This is a genomic window from Cognatiyoonia sp. IB215182, from assembly GCF_033963905.1.
Classification (GTDB): Bacteria; Pseudomonadota; Alphaproteobacteria; order Rhodobacterales; family Rhodobacteraceae; genus Yoonia.
Window position 1 is genome coordinate 266,017 of sequence record NZ_JAXBMB010000003.1, and the last position, 17,292, is coordinate 283,308.

Here is a 17,292-nt window from a genome sequence, read left to right on the forward strand (position 1 = left end):
AACCGATATGGCAACCGAAATTCTGATGCCCGCCCTGTCGCCCACGATGGAAGAAGGCACGCTTGCAAAATGGCTGGTGAAAGAGGGCGATACCGTCTCATCCGGCGATATCATGGCCGAGATTGAGACCGACAAGGCGACAATGGAGTTTGAGGCCGTCGATGAAGGCATCGTCGGGAAGATCCTGATTGCTGAGGGCACCGAAGGTGTGAAGGTCAACGACGTGATCGCGATCCTGGTCGAAGATGGCGAGGATGTCCCTGCCGCAGGCGCCACACCCGCCCCTGCCCCAGCCGCCGAAGCTCCCGCGCATGCACCAGCCGAACCCGTCGCCGCAGCCCCCGCCCCTGCGGTGGCCGACGCGACGCCTGATTGGGATGCCGACGTTGAGGTCAAGCAGACCACGGTGCGCGAGGCGCTGCGCGATGCGATGGCCGAAGAAATGCGCCGCGACGAAGAGGTGTTTCTGATGGGTGAGGAGGTCGCCGAATATCAAGGCGCCTACAAAATCTCTCAAGGTCTGCTGGATGAATTTGGTTCGAAACGCGTGATCGACACACCCATCACCGAACATGGCTTTGCCGGGATCGGCGTTGGTGCGGCTTTTGGCGGCCTGAAGCCCATCGTTGAATTCATGACGTTTAACTTCGCCATGCAAGCCATTGACCAGATTATTAACTCTGCAGCAAAGACGCTTTACATGTCAGGCGGCCAGATGGGCGCGCCCATGGTCTTCCGTGGCCCCAACGGTGCCGCCGCCCGTGTTGGCGCACAGCACAGCCAGGATTATGCAGCCTGGTACATGCAGATCCCCGGTCTGAAAGTGGCGATGCCTTACTCGGCTGCCGACGCGAAGGGTCTCCTTAAGACCGCAATCCGCGATCCCAACCCGGTGATCTTCCTTGAGAATGAAATCCTCTACGGCAAAAGCTTTGACGTTCCGGTGATGGATGACTTTACCATTCCATTCGGCAAGGCCAAGATCGAACGCGCTGGCGACGATGTCACCATCGTCAGCTTCGGCATCGGCATGACCTATGCCATGGAAGCGGCCGAGAAACTTGCGGAGGACGGGATCAATGCCGAGGTGATCAACCTGCGCAGCTTGCGTCCGCTGGATTTGCCAACAGTTCTGGCCTCAGTACAAAAAACAAATCGCTGCGTCACTGTAGAAGAAGGCTGGCCGCAAGGATCTGTCGGGTCATGGATCGCCTCCGAAATCATGCAGCAGGCTTTCGACTATCTGGACGCACCGGTCATCACCTGCACAGGCAAGGACGTCCCGATGCCTTATGCCGCGAACCTTGAAAAACATGCCCTTGTGACCACCGACGAAGTCATCGCCGCGGTCAAGCAAGTGACCTACCGCTAAGGAGACAGCGTCATGCCAACAGAAATCCTGATGCCCGCCCTGTCCCCCACGATGGAAGAGGGCACGCTTGCCAAGTGGCTGGTCAAAGAGGGTGACACCGTCTCATCCGGCGATGTCATGGCCGAGATCGAAACCGACAAGGCAACGATGGAGTTTGAGGCCGTCGATGAGGGTGTCATTGGCAAGATCATCGTGCCGGAGGGCAGCGAGGGCGTGAAAGTCAACGATGTCATCGCAGTCCTGCTGGAAGACGGCGAAAGTGCTGATGATATCGGCGATGTGTCTGCGGGTGGTTCATCCGCCGCTGCCGCGCCGTCTTCACCAGAACCAGCGCCGAGTGCTGCGCCAGCAGCCTCAGCGCCCGCACCGGCAGCCCCCTCTAAAGATGGTAACCGGATCTTTGCGACCCCGCTGGCTCGGCGTATTGCGGCAGACAAGGGCCTTGATCTGGCGCAGATCTCAGGCTCCGGCCCACATGGCCGGATCGTAAAAGCAGATGTGGAAAATGCAACGGCCACGCCAAAAGCAGCTCCAGCCGCAGCCAAGACGCCAGCTGCGGCCCCTGCCCCAGCGACCGGCCCATCTACCGACGCTGTACTGAAGACCTACGCCGATCGCCCTCATGAAGAGGTGCCCCTTGACGGCATGCGCAAAACCATTGCCGCCCGCCTCACCGAGGCCAAGCAATCGGTGCCGCATTTCTATCTGCGTCGCGACATCGGCATTGACGCATTGCTCAAATTCCGCAGCCAGTTGAACAAGCAGCTTGAACCGCGCGGTGTGAAACTGTCGGTGAATGACTTTATCATCAAGGCCTGCGCCTTGGCGCTGCAACAGGTACCCGAAGCGAATGCCGTTTGGGCCGGTGATCGCACCTTGCAGTTCGAGAAGTCGGACGTGGCAGTCGCCGTTGCTATCGAGGGGGGGCTGTTCACTCCGGTCCTGAAAGACGCGGACATGAAGTCCCTTTCCGCGTTGTCCTCCGAGATGAAAGACCTTGCTGCCCGCGCGCGTGAACGCAAACTCGCCCCGCACGAATATCAAGGCGGCAGCTTCGCGATCTCCAACCTTGGCATGTTTGGCATCGACAATTTCGACGCTATCATCAATCCTCCTCACGCGGCGATCCTGGCCGTGGGTGCAGGTGTGAAAAAGCCGATTGTCGGTGAAGATGGCGAGTTGACCGTGGGCACAATCATGTCGGTCACGCTTTCAGTTGATCACCGAGTGATCGATGGGGCTCTTGGCGCCAATCTGCTACAGGCGATCAAAGACAACCTCGAAAGCCCGATGACGATGTTGGCCTAGGACCTGAATTGTGGCGATCATTGCCGGATCGCCACAAATTCGCGCAACCGGAGCAAAACCGCCACTATTCTTCGTTGCGCTTGACATACAAAAATCGGCTGCTTGAATGGCGAGGTTGATCTTGATTGGAAGTAACAGATTGGCCCCAGCCTTCTAGGATGCCGAATTCAGCTTTCTCATTCTACCTCGACATAACTCGTGCTCTGGCGGCATTTGCCGTCGTACTTTACCATTTTTCGCATCCCTTGTTCACTGGTGGCAGATATCAGGCGTTTCACGATTTAGGGCTAGGGCCCGACGCTGTGATCGCATTTTTTGTGATGTCCGGCTTTCTTATTGCCTTTCGCGTGGACACAAAAAACAAAACAATCGCCACGTTTACGTTGTCACGCCTTACCAGGCTGGTCTCGGTGTTGCTTCCAGCGTTGATCCTGGGCTTCATCATAGATCGTTCAGGGGCACAACTCTTTCCTGAAAGCTATGAAAGTGTGTCCTATGATCCGACAACTCTCTTTCAGCAGCTCTTTCGGGGTCTAACATTCTCAACCGAATGGTATTGGGACCCAATTAGGTTGGGGACCAACGTTCCTTTATGGTCGCTATCATACGAAGTTGCTTACTACGCCGCGTTTGCAATTGCGGTGTTTCTGCGTGGCCACTTGCGTATCATGTTGATGCTGGGACTATGCCTACTGGTCGGACCGAACATCGTACTGCTGTTTCCATGCTGGTACATGGGTGTCTGGCTCTATCACCAGGTTGCTGAAGAGAGCTTCGAACGACGGCCATTTTACCTGATGCTCATCCCAGTCGTGGGTTATGTGCTGGCTCAGTTAGTCCAATTGCCTGAGGCGCTTCTTTTCCTAACGGCACATGTTCTTTCTATCGAAGTCTTTGCACAATTGCGGTTTTCCGCGAACTTTGTTTGGCAGCTTACAGTAGCGATGCTTTTTACCGCGCATCTTCTTGCGTTGTATCACTGGTGTCGCAATCTTCGTATCGTTGAAGGCCCTCTTGTCAACGTGACCAAGTTCTTGGCCCGTGCAAGCTTCCCAGTATATGTTCTGCATTTCCCGGTGATGTACTTCACGCAAGCAAGTCTCGAAGCTCATTCACAGGGGCTTGGCCGCGATCTGATCTTGCTAGGCATGACGCTCGCAACGTGCATTGTCTTGGCCGCGTTGATTGAGTGGTGCATTCGCTGGCAAGGCCGAGTGTTGCGGCGCATCACAAGACGCAACGAAATCTCAGTTTAGTTGCCTAACAACTGATCCATAGTGATCGAAGGTTGCGAACACCCCGCCTCGCCAACGATCTTCGCGGGCACACCGGCAACGGTCTTCATAGGCGGTACTTCTTCGAGCACGACCGAACCTGCAGCGATCCGGCTGCAATGGCCGATCTTGATATTGCCAAGGACCTTCGCACCAGCACCGATCAGCACGCCGTCACCAATTTTTGGATGTCGGTCATCATCTTCCTTGCCGGTCCCCCCCAGCGTCACAGAATGCAGCATCGACACATTGTCACCAACAACAGCCGTCTCCCCCACAACAACAGAATGGGCGTGATCAATCATGATCCCCTTGCCAATCCGCGCTGCGGGATGAATATCCACCCCGAACATCTCGCTCACCCGCATTTGCACGAAGTAGGCAAGATCCCGGCGATTGTTCTGCCACAGCCAGTGTCCCAAACGATAGGATTGCACAGCCTGAAACCCCTTGAAGAACAGGATGGGTTGCATGAAGCGATGGCACGCCGGATCACGGTCATAGATCGCAACCAGATCGGCCCGTGCGGCAGCGGCGAGGCTCGGATCAGCCATGTAGGCGGCATCTGCGATTTCCCGCAGGATTTGCTCCGACATCTCGGATGAGGCGAGTTTCATTGACAACCGATAGGCCAACGCCCCCTCGAACGTCTGATGATGCAAGATTCCCGAATGGATCAAACCGCCCATCAGCGGTTCTGCTGCGATCGCCTCTTCAGCTTCATCACAGATCCGATGCCAGATCGGGTCAACTTCACTGATCGATGGTTTCAAATGCGCCATAGCTCGGCTCCCTCTCGGTCTAGCCCTTACTTAGTGCACTTTTCCCCGTTGCGCCAAGAATAAAGCCGTGATCTGGCCCATCACGAGGATTGATCGCGCTGGCACGCGCAGAGTGTATCGACGAGAATTTGCAGTGAAAACAAGAACTCAGTTGGATTGATGGCGTTGCGCGCAACCTTCTGATAGCCTTGCGCTGCCGACATCAGAGTCCCCGTTCCATAGCGAGGATGGAGCTTTTGAGTATGCGCGCGATGGCGATCAGCAGTACGCGCATGGTCACACAAGCGGCGGGCCAGTCCGGCACGTTCGCCTTTGGGCACAGCCAGCAACGCCATCACGCCGACCTCAATATCCGCTATGTTCACGGGCCGCACAGCGTTACGCCTGCATCACCAACGCCGACCATAACCCTTCACCAAAGCGGGCCGAAACCTGCGCCACCTCCAGCCGGTAAGGCGCAGAGCCGACCTCGGCCGCCAAATCTCCCGCTGCATAGGTCCAACCGGGCATAGTGACGGTCTCGCTGCGCCGCGTCACGCCGTCCTGAATGATCCGCACGCGATAGAGTTCCTCGTCTTCGCCGAGCGGAATCTCACCATCAGTCCACACATCGCCGTCGATCCGGCTACATCTGATCCACGAGACGTCCAATCCAGCAACGCCGTCCTTTGCGCGCAGATGCGCAACTGGATAAGGCCGCAATCCGTTCCCTTGAAATGCGAAACTTGCGTAAAGAAAGCTCTCGTCTGACATAGGGCGTTTGGCCGGGCCATACCTGAAATGCCGCGTGATACCACGTGCGGCTGAGGGTAGCGTGATCTGCGCAGGCACGCCGTCCAACAGCACAACACGTGACCCGACCGGCCAGACATCCGGCATGAGCCCGCGACTGCCCGCCTGCCCCCGCAGCAGCCCATGCAACGCAAAACGGTTTTGCCCCACAGGTTCAGCATATTGGAACTGAATGATCTCCCAGAAATCCGGCGTCCCGTCGCCAATCGCAAGCGTATTTGCCCCTGCAAACAACGCTGTTGCATCAACGGAGCCCAGCGCTCCATCAACCAGCGTCACCTCAAGCGGTGCCTGCCGGTCCCAGATCCCAACTGGCCCCGCGACAAGCGGCGTTTCCGTCAAGCCCATCGTGGCGGGGCTCGACAGCACGTCCTGCAGCGCATAGCCGCTATCCTGGGCCGCGCCATAAAGTGCCACGTCACCCGGCCAGGGCATCGATGTGGCCGCCGCAAAAGGCGCATGCGGCACTTCGTCCCCGGTCAGCAGTGGCAGATCCAGGAATTGCAACGTTACCGGGACCGGCGCGACGACGGGCGGCAAAACCGGACCGTCTGCCGGAAGCTCTTGCGGTGTATAGACGCTTGGCGCTACCCGCGTCGCCTCGATCAGGCGCAGACCAGCATCTTCGATCCGGTCGATCCGGTATTGGCCCTGATGGGCATCGGTCTGTAGCGCCACGACATCGCCCGCCTCAATATCCATGCGCGACGGCGGCAGGGCAAAACTGGCGCTCTCATCGGCCATACGCACCTCTTGCAGCCAGCGATTGGCCACACCCTGCCCCTCCGCGCGGGTCAGCGCCAACGGGAACTCACTGCGGGTGACATTGGGGCTGATCGGCTCAGGATGGATCGCTTCAGAAGCGATGGGATCATAATCCGCATCCACATCCAAATAGCTGATCTGCACACGCGCGGCGACTTCTGTCGCGGGCGATCGGGTGAGTGCAACGGATTGGTCCGTCTCGGGATTAAGCGCCAGCGCGCTGTCATCAAGCGTTGCCGTCGCCTGCCCATCACGATTGCGGAACACCAGCACACCCCCACGCTCCAGCGCCTCAATGCCATAGGCAAGCATCAGCGGCTGTAGCGCTGCGCGGGCCGAGTTGACATCGCTGATCGCATAGCCACGCACAACACCGTAAAGCTGCGAGACATCATAGCGCGTGACGTCCCAGCTTTCACAAATCTCCGCGACGACCGAGGACAAGGATCTGCTGGTCGCCCGACCATTCAGCCAATGGCCACGTGCGTAATTGTCACCATCCGACCACAAGGCCTTATTGGCGGGGAAGAATGGATAGGGCCGCGCATCCCAGGCCCAGACATGCATGCGCGCGGTATCCACCATCCGCCCGTCAAATTCCGCCGAGGCGGGATTATTCGCGGGATCAGCAAAATGCGCATAAACCGCCTTGAGATACTGCATCTGCATGAAATCGTCGCGCCGCCCGTTTGAATAATAGGGCAGCCGCGATTCCGAGGATTTTGGATCCAGAAACTTGTTGGGTTGATTGGTGCCCTTGTCGATAGCGGCACAGCCAAACTCTGTGAACCAAAAAGGCTTGCTTTCGGGGATCCAGGCAGTTGACGTGCTCTGCCGCACACCACCTATCCGGTCATGATGCGGGTTCGACCACCAGCCCTCAAAATCCTTGTAGCGCCAGACCCAAGGCTCGCCATCACCATCAGTGATGGGGGTACGCCTCTGTGCATCACGGGCCTCGGGCGTGGAATAGAACCAGTCATACCCTTCACCACTCGCCACATTCGCGCGGAGATAGTCGAGGTTGTATATGCTGCCAGCAGTGGCATCTGTGTGACCTTCACCATCACGCCAATCAGACAGCGGCATGTAATTGTCGATCCCGATGAAGTCGATATTATCATCGGCCCAAAGCGGGTCGAGGTGAAAGAATTTGTCACCCGTACCTGCAGGCTGATAGCCGTGATACTCAGACCAATCGGCGGCATAGCTGATCTTGCAATCCGGCCCCAGAATGCTGCGCACATCCGCAGCGAGCGCCTGCAGAGCCGCAACTGCCGGGAAGGAATTCCCAGCCCCCCTAACTTGCGTCAGGCCGCGCATCTCCGAACCGATGCAGAATGCATCAACCCCGCCCGCTGCCTGACAAAGATGGGCGTAGTGCAGGATAAACCGGCGATAGCCCCAATCCGTCGGCCCCGTATAGCTTACGGATGTACCGGAAACCGCAAAATCCGACGGGTCCGCGTTGCCCATAAAGGCCGCAACCTCATCTGCCGCGAGCGCCGTGCCATCCGGGCTGCCATCCACTCCCGGCGCCAGCGCGCTCGTGATCCGACCTCGCCATGGCAAGACCGGCTGGCCAGGCGTGCCCGTATAGGGGTTGATCAGCGTATTCCCCTCAAGCTGCTCCATCAGGATGAAGGGATAAAAGACGGGCTTCAGCCCGCGCGCGCGCATGGATGAAATGGCCTGGACGACCGACGCATCTGCCGGCCTGCCGCCATAAACCGGCGCGCCTTCGCGAAACGGTACACGCTCTGCCGCATCGCGATCCTGCCCGGACACCGTCCACGGCATGCGGGATGCATCAACATCATTCTGCTCGACCTTCGGTTTGATCAGGCAGTCACCGCAGCGCAAGTCATCCCCGAACCAGGACACAACCAGCACCACCGACTTGCACTGCGGCAATTCGCCTTCCAGCGCGTCCATCGCGGTAGAAAAGTCGCTGCGACCCGAAGGCGAGTTTGCATTGATCGCCACCTGCTGGCCGAATGAGGGCGACAAGTACACCCTTGATGTCGCCAGGCTATACTCGCCCGTGCCGGGGATCAGCGCGACGCCGGTCACTTGATCGGACAGGTCATCAGCCCCAGCACGCATAACCTCAAAAGTAAACTGCGGAATCCGGTTACCAAACTGCCCAAGGGCAAGGTCCTCAAAAACGACATACGCCGTCCCCCGGTAAGCGGGCGTATTCTCCAGTCCTTCAACCGCCGCAATCTTCGGATCCGGCACCTGATCAGGTGAGCCAGGATAAACCCGGATATTCAGGTCTTCTCTTGAGAGCTCTTCACCATCGGCCCAAATCCGGCCCACCCGGTTGATCTCGCCTTCGCACAAGGCAATCGCCAAGCTCACACTGTAGGTAAAAGTGGTCACTTCCGGCTCCGGCGGTGCGCCCTTGCCACCGCCAGAGGTGCTGCGTTCCTCTTTAAATGACGACGCCCATATCACCTGCCCCGGTACGCGCATACGCCCGAAAACCTGCTGGATGTCTGATCCTTCAGCGGCACTTGTCAGGCGGAAACGATCAACGCGCCCGCTCTCCACCGGTTCGCTCCCGCCACCCAGCAATTGCTGATCCAGACGGCGGCCAATCGCAGCACCTGCAGCACGGCCAATTGCAGCCATTGAAATGCCCAGAACCGAGCCGCCAATAGAGCCACCCAAAGCCATCCCGGCGGCAGAAAGCGCAATCGTTGCCATGTCATTTATCCTTGTGAAATCTCGAAACGTGCGACGATCCGTTTGCGCCAGGGCTGCGAAAGCGGGCTTTCACAGACCCCATGCCCGGCATAGGCGTGGATGAATCGCGGCACCGGATCCGCCGCCGAAACGATGCCCAGATGCTTCGCCACCGCACCTTCACGCATCCTAAAGAGCAGCACCTGACCGGGTGCGAGTATCGCCTCATCAACCCGCCGCATATGCCGCATCGCCGCGCGATAAAGCCGTTCGTCCCCCTGCGGCTCCGACCAATCGGCGGTATAGATCGGCACCTGCTCAGGCTCGGCCCCAAAAACCTCGCGCCAGACGCCCCTTAACAAGCCCAAACAGTCACAGCCGACACTCTTGCGCGATGCCTGATGCAGATAGGGGGTGCCAATCCAGCTCCGGGCAGCCTCAACGATGGCCACACTCACCGGCTTCGGCTCCCACCACGATTGGGCCGGTCGGATCGCGGCACGCCAACCAGCCAATCATCGCCGGGAATGTCCGGAAACCCCTGAAAGTTAAGGAAGTTGGCGAACTTCTCACGACATGTCGCAGGCCGCTTGTCGCACCCCGCCGTCATCCTGACCCGGTCCCCCAGGGCGATAGGCGACCGGATGGGTTCCCATAACCGCACTACGCGCATGGCAGCCTCTTGCATGTCCTCGCGGATCATCGCGGTCAAACGACGACCCTCGCCAGTTTCTATGGTCAGCACACCACCCTGAAACCAACCCTCCGAAAACCCACTTAGATCTGAAAAGCGAAACTCAACACCGTCCGTGGGAGCAGCCAAATCGCGCACCACCATGAAGTTGGGATCATTGAGATCAACACCACAACGCCCATCGCCCAGCACCGCACCACAGGTCTTCAGATAGGATCGACCGCGCGGTTGGTTCAGCGCCTCGGAGAGCCCGCGCAATTCCGCCTCAAAGGCACCACTTGCCCGCGTGATCTCGCCCAGCGTGCCAGCGAACTGCACCTGACGGACTGCCGGATCATCCCATTGCACCAGCCACATCTCGACCAGGGCGCCATCGTAACGTCCTGCCTCGATATCCGCGTCCGAAATCGCATCGGAAGACAAAACACCAACCGCCTCAGAGTTATTGACGGAAAGACCGGTCGTACTCGCAAGCGCGCGCGCCGTCAGCCCGCTTTCCGGCTGGAAATTGATTCCGTCAAACGACAACGCGCGGTCATGATCCGTAAAGCCGAGCACCAGCCCATCTTTCCGTTTCACGGCCCAGCAATGGCAGACATGGGTCGCACCTGTCGCCAGATGCGCAAGCAAAGCTGGCTTCGTCATACCCGGATCTCCACAACCGGAATGTTCGGCGCCTCACCCGCCTGAAAGTTCGAAATCGAGGTCATGATGCGATCGGTGTCGAACCTGACCGGCACATCAAACTCGAATCCGGCCCTGATCTCCGCCCCCACGTCTGGCGGATGGGCAAAGCTGACCTGCCCGCTGGCATGGTCGACGGTGTAATCCACCCCTTCCTGCAGCGGATCACCCCCCAGAGAGACGCGCACGGAACCCTCAACCGGCTTGCTGACCGGCCGCGCATAGGAAAACGCACCAGAGCGATAGGTCTTGGTCAGTTGCCATGTATCCAAGAGTTCATCACCCACCCCCAGCAACTGGTCACTGTCCGAGATATCGTCAGATGGCGCACAAGATCGATAATCGCTCCAATCCTTCCAACGAAACCCGATCAACTGCCCCTGACGCGCCTCAAAAAACGCAATCAGGGTTTCAAGATCATCCAATGACCGCAGCCCAAGCCCCGCATCATAGCGCCGACGCCCATGCGCCCAGGGCGTGTTCCGCTCTTCAAATCCGTTGGCGAGCGTCACGATATCGGTACGCCGCTCTGGCCCCCCGACCGAGCCAAAGCTCAACGAAGCAGGAAATCTCACCTCATGAAATGCCATCTCGTTCTCCCCTCAACGATTGCGCTGTGAACGGCCCAAAGCGCGGGCCATTTGGGTGGCAATCTGGCTTTGACTGCGCTGGAAGCCCTGCACATCGGGTGTGTTGATCTGCATGGACACGTTGACGGTGCGCCCACCCTGAGCCTGCACGCCCAACCGGCCATCAGCGCCACGCGCAAGTGGCATAATCGCCTCTGGCCCCGCCTCGCCCATCAGGCCTGTGCCACCGCGCATTGGAAATGTCGTGGGGCTGCTCACAACGCCGCCTTTGGCAAAGGGCATCACACGACCCTGCGAGAACGATCCGCCATTTGCAAAGGGCATGATGCTGGCAACCGCCGCATTCAAGCCATTAGCCAGAACACCACCCAACTGGTTGGTCACCGGGTTCATCGCCGCTGAATAGGCGGCGTTCACCATCGATTGCGCGAGCCCGCCCAGAGCATCCGACAGGCTCGCCCCGTCTAGAATCAGACTGTCAAAGGCACGCCGCAAACCGCCGGAAAAGCCCCGCTCCAGATTGCCCAAATCGCGCGTTGTATCGGCCAACGTGCCCTGCACACCACGCAACTGACTATCAAAGGCGGCCGTCACCTCGCGAGCGTCGCCCAGCGTCGTCTCCAACGCCTGAACATCGCTTTCCAGCCCGTCGATTTGGTCGATTTCATCCATTCTCTTCGTCCTTTGGTTCGTCCGGATATGCCTTCAGCAAATCATCCAGACGCATCCGGCCCATCGGCGCCTGGGTGCCTGTGACACCCAACATCAGCTGCAGCTCAATCGGGGTCAGCGCCCAAAATTCTGCCGGCCGCAGATGCAGCCGCCCCAGCCCCGCCTGCAGCAACCCGTTCCAATCCATCAATCAGGCACCGCGAAGGCACGGGCCAGCAATGCGGCCGCCACCTGCGCCGCACCCACCGGCCCGCCCGCTATCTCGGCCCGCATCAGATCTGCTGATGCACCTTGCCATCCCCCGCCGCGCAGCCCCGCGACGATCACTGCCATCACATCACGGCTGGAAAACCGCCCCGCCTCAAACCGCTCGGCCAGCGCCACCAGGGAGCTTTCCCCCAAAGCCTCCTCAAGCCCCACCAGGGCACCCAATGTCAGCTTGCAGATATGGGGCACCCCGTCGATGGTCACGCTCACCTCTCCCGTCCAGGGGTTTGCCATTAGATCAGTGCCGTAAAGGTGAGCGGCCCCGCCGAGGCGAGGGACAGCTCGTACGTCGCCTCCCCGTTATGCGACCCCGCATATTCGATAGATGTGATCTGGAAGGCCCCCTCCACCGTCCCGAAATCCGGAATGATCACCTGAAAATTAGGCGTCTCTCCATCAAAGAAAATCTGACGCGCACGCTCATCCGTCGCCTCATCCTTAAAGACGCCAGAGCCAGAAATAGCCGCGGTCTTCACCCCCGCGCCGCCCAGCAATTCACGCCACCCGCCGGAGCTCTCCAGGCTCGTCACCTCAACACTTTCGGCATTGAAGCTGATCCGCGTCGCGCGCAGCCCCGCCACCGTTTCAAATGATCCACCACCTGTCATATCGATCTTGATCAGCAGGTCTTTACCGTTCTGGGCCACCATCGGCTCACTCCTTTGGAAAAATTGGGGTTACGTGTCATCCGCCACGCGGGCACGAAAAATCAGGTTGATCTGGCGCATATCGCCGGTGCCAATACGGGCTGCCTTGGCCTTGTAGAAATTCAACGACACAAGGCTGCCCCGCGTCAGCGTCAGGTCCGCATCAACCAGCGCGTCGCTCACCGCCGCAGCCGCCGCCTTGGCCGACGCAAAGCCCGCACTCTCGGTCACCACAGACACGGTGAACTCATGTAGCGCCCCGCCACCCGTCTGGTCCGAGGCGTCTTTGACATCCTCTGATCCCAGGATCACGTAAAGCGTGGGCAACGCGCCTGCATGCAAGGCATCATAGATCGCGCCATTCACAAGCGCGTCCAAAGCTGCATCATTCGACAGGGCCTGAAACACAGCCCCCTGCAGGGCCGCCGCAACACCATAGCTCATGACGCCACCTCTTCCTCGACATGGCAGGTCAGGAACCGGCCATCATGGCCCTTCTCGGCCACGGCATTGATTTGAAAGACGCGGGCGCCGTCCGGAAAACGTTGCCCGGCAACAGGGCGCGACGGCGCACCATAAGGTGCAGAACGCACGGTAATCCGATAAGGCACGCGGGAGACTGTCACGGCAAAAGCAGCACGCTCCCGACCTGCGCCGGCCTTCACCTCGCCCCAGATGACGCCCAGCACCTGCCAATCCGCCGTATAGCCGCCTGAGCCGTCAAGCACGCGGACCGGGGCCTCCAGCGTGAGCGCACGGTTCAAATGTGGGGCGTTCATACCCGCCCCCCCATGAACAGGCGCACAGTTCGGTAGCGTTCGATCAGCGATGAGACACCAAAGGGCATCGCAGGCGCGCCGTGCAACACCTCATGACGATATTCATAATAGTGCGCCGCCAGCATCAGCACGGCCTGCGACAGATCAGCCGGCAAATCACCCCATTCGGGACCAAAGCCCGCAAGCAACCCAATCCGCACGGACCCGTTCACAGGCACCGCAGGCAGGCAATTGCTGACCGCCTTCAGACTTGGGCGCTGGCTGTCCGGTTCCAGATACCAGGCATCGCCATCGGCAAAACTCTCATCCCCATTCATGTCAATCAGCATCACCGCGGAAATCGCGTTCACCGGCGCAACTGGCAGCGGCTGGCGGCGCCCATCGCGCCAGGCGGTCAGGGTCCAGCTGAACTCCCGTTCAATCAGGATCTTGCCCGTCCGAGCCTCAATCGCCGCCATGCTGGCGCGCAGATAATTCTCCAGCACCACATCCTGCAGATCGTCGTCCGAGAACCCCGAACCAAGACGCAAATGCTCTCTCAATTGTGCGACCGGCAAGGCCGATTGCGGCACGGTGGTCTCTTCGACTAACATCATGGAAATACTCCGAAAATCACGTCTCGTCCGATGGGTTCCCGGACGCATGCACACCCCCCGCATTGCTCGGACGGAAGGGAGCAGCTAGACAACACAAGGGATGTCTCGCATGCGTCCGGGAAGGACACGCCCTGCATGAGGGCGCACCCCTTCGCGGGCCAAGCCTTAGCTGACCGCGAATTTCAGCAGCTTGATCGCAGCGAAATCACTGACCGCACCGCCCACACGCTTGGTCGCATAGAACAGCACATGCGGCTTGGCCGAGAACGGATCGCGCAGCACGCGCAGATCAGGGCGCTCAGCCACGGTGTAACCAGCCGAGAAATCACCAAAGGCAATCGCCATCGCATCATCCGCAATATCCGGCATGTCTTCGGCGATCAGCACACGATAGCCCATCAGCCGCGCAGGCTCACCCACTGCAAGGCCATCGACCCAGACGAAGCGACCGTCATTATCCTTCAGCTTGCGCACCGTGCCCGCGGTCTTGGAGTTCATCACGAACGTCCCGTTTGCGCGATACTCCGCACCCAGCGCATAAACAAGGTCCACAATCGGATCAGCGCGCGTGATGCCGCCAGCCGTACCAGAGGGCACATAACCGATATTGCCCCAAGACCAGCTGTCATTATCGACACTTGTGTAGTTCAGGATGCCGGTCGGCTTGTCCACGCCGTCACCCGCAACAAATGCATTCGCCTCAGACCGTGCGAACTTGTCTGCAATCCGGCCCGCCAGCCAGCCTTCAATATCAAACGCAGAATCGTCTAGCAGACGCTGCGACGCTTTCGGCAGGGCCGACAATTCATGTAACGGAATCGAAATCCGCTCAATCTGCGGCGTGTCGGTCTCGGTAATCGTCGAGGCCTCAGTCGCCCAACCGGCACCAAGCTCGGTGTGATCGACCAGCACATCGTAAGAGGTCGCGTCCACTTTCACCACATTGGCAATCGAGCGGATGGACGCTGTCGAAGACAACGTGCTCTGGATCGTCGCCGCCGTCTGCGGATCAACCAGATAACCGCCGTCAGCAGCTACGCTCGTGTTCAGCGCCTTGCCTTCCAGTTCCAGCCCACGCAGGCCATCATCATCGCCTGATCGCAGATAGGCCGCAAATGCCTTCTGATGCGGGGCCTCCTCGCTTGCTGCCGCCGCCAAGGCAGGGCGCGCATTCATCATCGTCTTTCGATCCAGCTTGTTCATCCGGTCATCCTGTTTTTGAAGTTTGGCATTCACGCCGTTGGAAAAATCTTTGAAATCGCTCATGAACCCGGCGATGGCCGTATTCAAAGCCTGGGCAGGAGACACATCTTCCCCGACCCGAGACTCGCTCTCAGTTGTCGTCATCAATCAGTCCTTTGATCGTGGCGGGGTTAGTCCCGTGCCATCAAACGGCGTGCACCCTCAAATGCAGCGGCCAAGTCACGCATCGCGGCATCCGCCGGGTCATCCCCTTTGGCCCCCACACGCGCATCGGGAAGCATCGGGAACGTCACCAGCGACACTTCCCAAAGTTCCAGTTCTGACAAAAGGCGATTGCCCTTGTCATCCTTACGGGCCTTGACGGTGCGATAGCCGATGGAAAGCCCATCAATCGCACCCGCCCCAATCAGCGATGCCGCCTCACGACCCTTGGTCACATCCGTCAGCAAGCGGCCCTTAACCCAAAGCCCCCGGTCGTCCTCGCGCACCTCGTCCCAAACGCCAATCGGTTGCGCCGGATCATGCTGCCACAGCATCTTCACGCCACGCCCTTTGGAGAGCGAGGCCGCATATGCACCCGCCTCAACCACATCACCACCCTGATCGGTCTTGCCAAAGAGCGAGGCATAGCCACTGATCGTCGTGCCATCCGTTACGGTCACATCCGTGCCCAGCGCACAAAACTTATGCTCTAAATTCATGACGCACCCCCGCTCAGCGCTTTGACAATTTCGAAAATCAACAATCCGGCACAGCCGCAAACGATCAGCCATATCTGCCGCTCCAACCGCGACACCATGAACTCGATCCGGCCCAGCCGCACATCCACCTGCGCGAACCAGAAGTCCGAGACCGGCGGCTGCGTCTGCTGGCGCGGATTGCCATGCATATCGACAATCTTGTTATCCATCGCCCACCTCCAGCGCAGGCAAGCCCAAGAGCGCGCGCTTCTCCGCATCCGTCAAAAACGCGGCCTCACTCACCCGGCGCCATTGCGCATCGCGCTCTGCGGACAGCGCGGGGATCTGGTCGAGGTCGGGGCGCAGTTCGACCGTCTCGTCGGTGAAATCCGACAACCACTCCGCAATCGCGCTCATCACCCGCGCGGCCAGCGGCAGCACAGTCAGCCGGTAAAACGCCCGGTTCGCTTCCTGATAATTCGCGTAAGTCGCATCCCCCGGAATCCCCAGAAGCATCGGCGGCACCCCAAAGGCAATCGCAATCTCGCGCGCTGCCGCCTCCTTGGTCTTCTGAAACTCCATGTCGGATGGCGAAAAGCCCATCGGCTTCCAATCAAGCCCACCTTCCAACAGCATCGGCCGCCCCGCATTCCGCGCGCCCTGATGCTGCGTCTCCATCTCACCCAACAGGCGATCATACTGATCCGCACTCAGCGAAGCCTGCCCATCAGCACCGCGATAGACAATCGCCCCCGAAGGCCTGGCTGCATTGTCCAACAAAGCCTTTGACCAGCGCGACGCCGCATTGTGCACGTCAATCGCCGCAGCCGCAGCCTGCAGGGCCGAGAACCCGTAATGATCGTCCTGCGGGTGAAAACTCTTGATATGGCAAATCGGGCTCAGCCCATCCGTGACCGCAAAGCGATGCTTGCGCCCGCTCACACTATACTCATAGGCCACCGGCCAGCCATCCGCGCCCGGCACAATCGACATCCTGTCAGAACGCAGAAAGTGCAATTCTACCGGCAAATCCTCATCGGCAACCGCCTCAAGATAACCATTGCCGGTCAGCAGCACCTGCCCGAACACGGCCTCCAGCAATTCCGCACGCCCCTGCCCCGCATTTGGCCGCGCCAGCAAAGAACGGACAGGATGCGTCTCATACCGACGCTCCGCATCCTGCACGACCACGGGCAAGGACGCCGCAGCCTCTGCGATCAGTTTCACGCAGCGGAACCCAATCGGGTTCGCCGTGAACCCGTTGCGGGTCAACGACGCCACATCGCGGGGGGACCAGGCCACGCGGCCGGCACCGGACATCGCGCGCACACGTCCCGCGGCCGAGGCCTTGACCTCAACCGCTGCCGCATCCGGCTTTGCACGATTTAAAAACTCAAACATCCAAAACTCCTCGGTGCCGGCCGGTGATGGCCGTCTGCGATCCACGAAAGACAATTTGCAGCAAAGGTCTTACGAAGCCGGGACACCACCGCGCG

At 59.4% G+C, this 17,292-nt stretch carries 20 protein-coding genes; 3 read left to right on the forward strand and 17 right to left on the reverse strand.

Annotation, left to right across the window (positions count from 1 at the left end; all coding sequences use genetic code 11):
* Positions 1 to 7: 7 nt before the first annotated feature.
* From SLH47_RS07530 to SLH47_RS07540, 3 genes are all read left to right on the forward strand, one after another.
* Positions 8 to 1,372, forward strand: a complete 1,365-nt coding sequence (locus tag SLH47_RS07530) for a pyruvate dehydrogenase complex E1 component subunit beta (protein ID WP_320238855.1) — start codon at positions 8 to 10, stop codon at positions 1,370 to 1,372.
* Between the two features lie 12 nt (positions 1,373 to 1,384).
* A complete protein-coding gene (locus tag SLH47_RS07535) occupies positions 1,385 to 2,680 on the forward strand; it encodes a pyruvate dehydrogenase complex dihydrolipoamide acetyltransferase (RefSeq protein WP_320238856.1) in 1,296 nt (431 codons plus the stop codon).
* Between the two features lie 158 nt (positions 2,681 to 2,838).
* Positions 2,839 to 3,936, forward strand: a complete 1,098-nt coding sequence (locus tag SLH47_RS07540) for an acyltransferase (RefSeq protein WP_320238857.1) — start codon at positions 2,839 to 2,841, stop codon at positions 3,934 to 3,936.
* Here the strand turns inward: SLH47_RS07540 and cysE are convergent.
* The 17 genes from cysE to SLH47_RS07625 all read right to left on the reverse strand — a co-directional run bounded on the left by cysE (position 3,933) and on the right by SLH47_RS07625 (position 17,197).
* Positions 3,933 to 4,736, reverse strand: coding sequence for a serine O-acetyltransferase (cysE, locus tag SLH47_RS07545; protein WP_320238858.1), 804 nt, complete (start codon positions 4,734 to 4,736; stop codon positions 3,933 to 3,935). The genes SLH47_RS07540 and cysE overlap by 4 nt on opposite strands.
* 80 nt (positions 4,737 to 4,816) lie before the next feature.
* The gene (locus tag SLH47_RS07550) at positions 4,817 to 5,071 is read right to left on the reverse strand and encodes a hypothetical protein (RefSeq protein ID WP_320238859.1); all 255 of its coding nucleotides are present in this window, start codon (positions 5,069 to 5,071) and stop codon (positions 4,817 to 4,819) included.
* 43 nt (positions 5,072 to 5,114) lie between these two features.
* The gene (locus SLH47_RS07555) at positions 5,115 to 9,005 is read right to left on the reverse strand and encodes a glycoside hydrolase/phage tail family protein (protein ID WP_320238860.1); all 3,891 of its coding nucleotides are present in this window, start codon (positions 9,003 to 9,005) and stop codon (positions 5,115 to 5,117) included.
* A gap of 5 nt (positions 9,006 to 9,010) precedes the next feature.
* Complete coding sequence (locus SLH47_RS07560) at positions 9,011 to 9,442, reverse strand: NlpC/P60 family protein (RefSeq protein WP_320238861.1); 432 nt, start codon at positions 9,440 to 9,442, stop codon at positions 9,011 to 9,013.
* A complete protein-coding gene (locus SLH47_RS07565; protein ID WP_320238862.1) occupies positions 9,439 to 10,323 on the reverse strand; it encodes a DUF2163 domain-containing protein in 885 nt (294 codons plus the stop codon). The genes SLH47_RS07560 and SLH47_RS07565 overlap by 4 nt, the downstream gene beginning before the upstream one ends.
* On the reverse strand, positions 10,320 to 10,952 hold the full coding sequence (locus SLH47_RS07570; RefSeq protein WP_320238863.1) for a DUF2460 domain-containing protein: 633 nt from the start codon (positions 10,950 to 10,952) through the stop codon (positions 10,320 to 10,322). Before SLH47_RS07570 ends, SLH47_RS07565 begins: the two co-directional genes overlap by 4 nt.
* 12 nt (positions 10,953 to 10,964) lie before the next feature.
* The gene (locus SLH47_RS07575; RefSeq protein ID WP_320238864.1) at positions 10,965 to 11,624 is read right to left on the reverse strand and encodes a phage tail tape measure protein; all 660 of its coding nucleotides are present in this window, start codon (positions 11,622 to 11,624) and stop codon (positions 10,965 to 10,967) included.
* Complete coding sequence (locus SLH47_RS07580; protein ID WP_320238865.1) at positions 11,617 to 11,811, reverse strand: rcc01693 family protein; 195 nt, start codon at positions 11,809 to 11,811, stop codon at positions 11,617 to 11,619. The genes SLH47_RS07575 and SLH47_RS07580 overlap by 8 nt, the downstream gene beginning before the upstream one ends.
* Positions 11,811 to 12,125 carry a gene transfer agent family protein gene (locus SLH47_RS07585; protein WP_320238866.1) on the reverse strand — a complete coding sequence of 105 codons (315 nt, stop codon included), beginning with the start codon at positions 12,123 to 12,125 and terminating at the stop codon, positions 11,811 to 11,813. The genes SLH47_RS07580 and SLH47_RS07585 overlap by 1 nt, the downstream gene beginning before the upstream one ends.
* Positions 12,125 to 12,541, reverse strand: coding sequence for a phage major tail protein, TP901-1 family (locus SLH47_RS07590; protein WP_320238867.1), 417 nt, complete (start codon positions 12,539 to 12,541; stop codon positions 12,125 to 12,127). The genes SLH47_RS07585 and SLH47_RS07590 overlap by 1 nt, the downstream gene beginning before the upstream one ends.
* 27 nt (positions 12,542 to 12,568) lie before the next feature.
* Positions 12,569 to 12,982: a DUF3168 domain-containing protein gene (locus SLH47_RS07595; protein ID WP_320238868.1), complete on the reverse strand. Its 414-nt coding sequence runs from the start codon at positions 12,980 to 12,982 to the stop codon at positions 12,569 to 12,571.
* Positions 12,979 to 13,317 (reverse strand): head-tail adaptor protein, encoded by a 339-nt coding sequence (locus tag SLH47_RS07600; RefSeq protein ID WP_320238869.1) that lies wholly within the window; start codon positions 13,315 to 13,317, stop codon positions 12,979 to 12,981. Before SLH47_RS07600 ends, SLH47_RS07595 begins: the two co-directional genes overlap by 4 nt.
* On the reverse strand, positions 13,314 to 13,913 hold the full coding sequence (locus SLH47_RS07605; protein ID WP_320238870.1) for a head-tail connector protein: 600 nt from the start codon (positions 13,911 to 13,913) through the stop codon (positions 13,314 to 13,316). Before SLH47_RS07605 ends, SLH47_RS07600 begins: the two co-directional genes overlap by 4 nt.
* A 165-nt stretch (positions 13,914 to 14,078) precedes the next feature.
* Positions 14,079 to 15,260 carry a phage major capsid protein gene (locus SLH47_RS07610; RefSeq protein ID WP_320238871.1) on the reverse strand — a complete coding sequence of 394 codons (1,182 nt, stop codon included), beginning with the start codon at positions 15,258 to 15,260 and terminating at the stop codon, positions 14,079 to 14,081.
* 26 nt (positions 15,261 to 15,286) lie between these two features.
* Complete coding sequence (locus tag SLH47_RS07615) at positions 15,287 to 15,817, reverse strand: HK97 family phage prohead protease (RefSeq protein WP_320238872.1); 531 nt, start codon at positions 15,815 to 15,817, stop codon at positions 15,287 to 15,289.
* Complete coding sequence (locus tag SLH47_RS07620; protein ID WP_320238873.1) at positions 15,814 to 16,026, reverse strand: hypothetical protein; 213 nt, start codon at positions 16,024 to 16,026, stop codon at positions 15,814 to 15,816. Before SLH47_RS07620 ends, SLH47_RS07615 begins: the two co-directional genes overlap by 4 nt.
* Complete coding sequence (locus SLH47_RS07625; RefSeq protein ID WP_320238874.1) at positions 16,019 to 17,197, reverse strand: phage portal protein; 1,179 nt, start codon at positions 17,195 to 17,197, stop codon at positions 16,019 to 16,021. Before SLH47_RS07625 ends, SLH47_RS07620 begins: the two co-directional genes overlap by 8 nt.
* Positions 17,198 to 17,292: the final 95 nt, after the last annotated feature.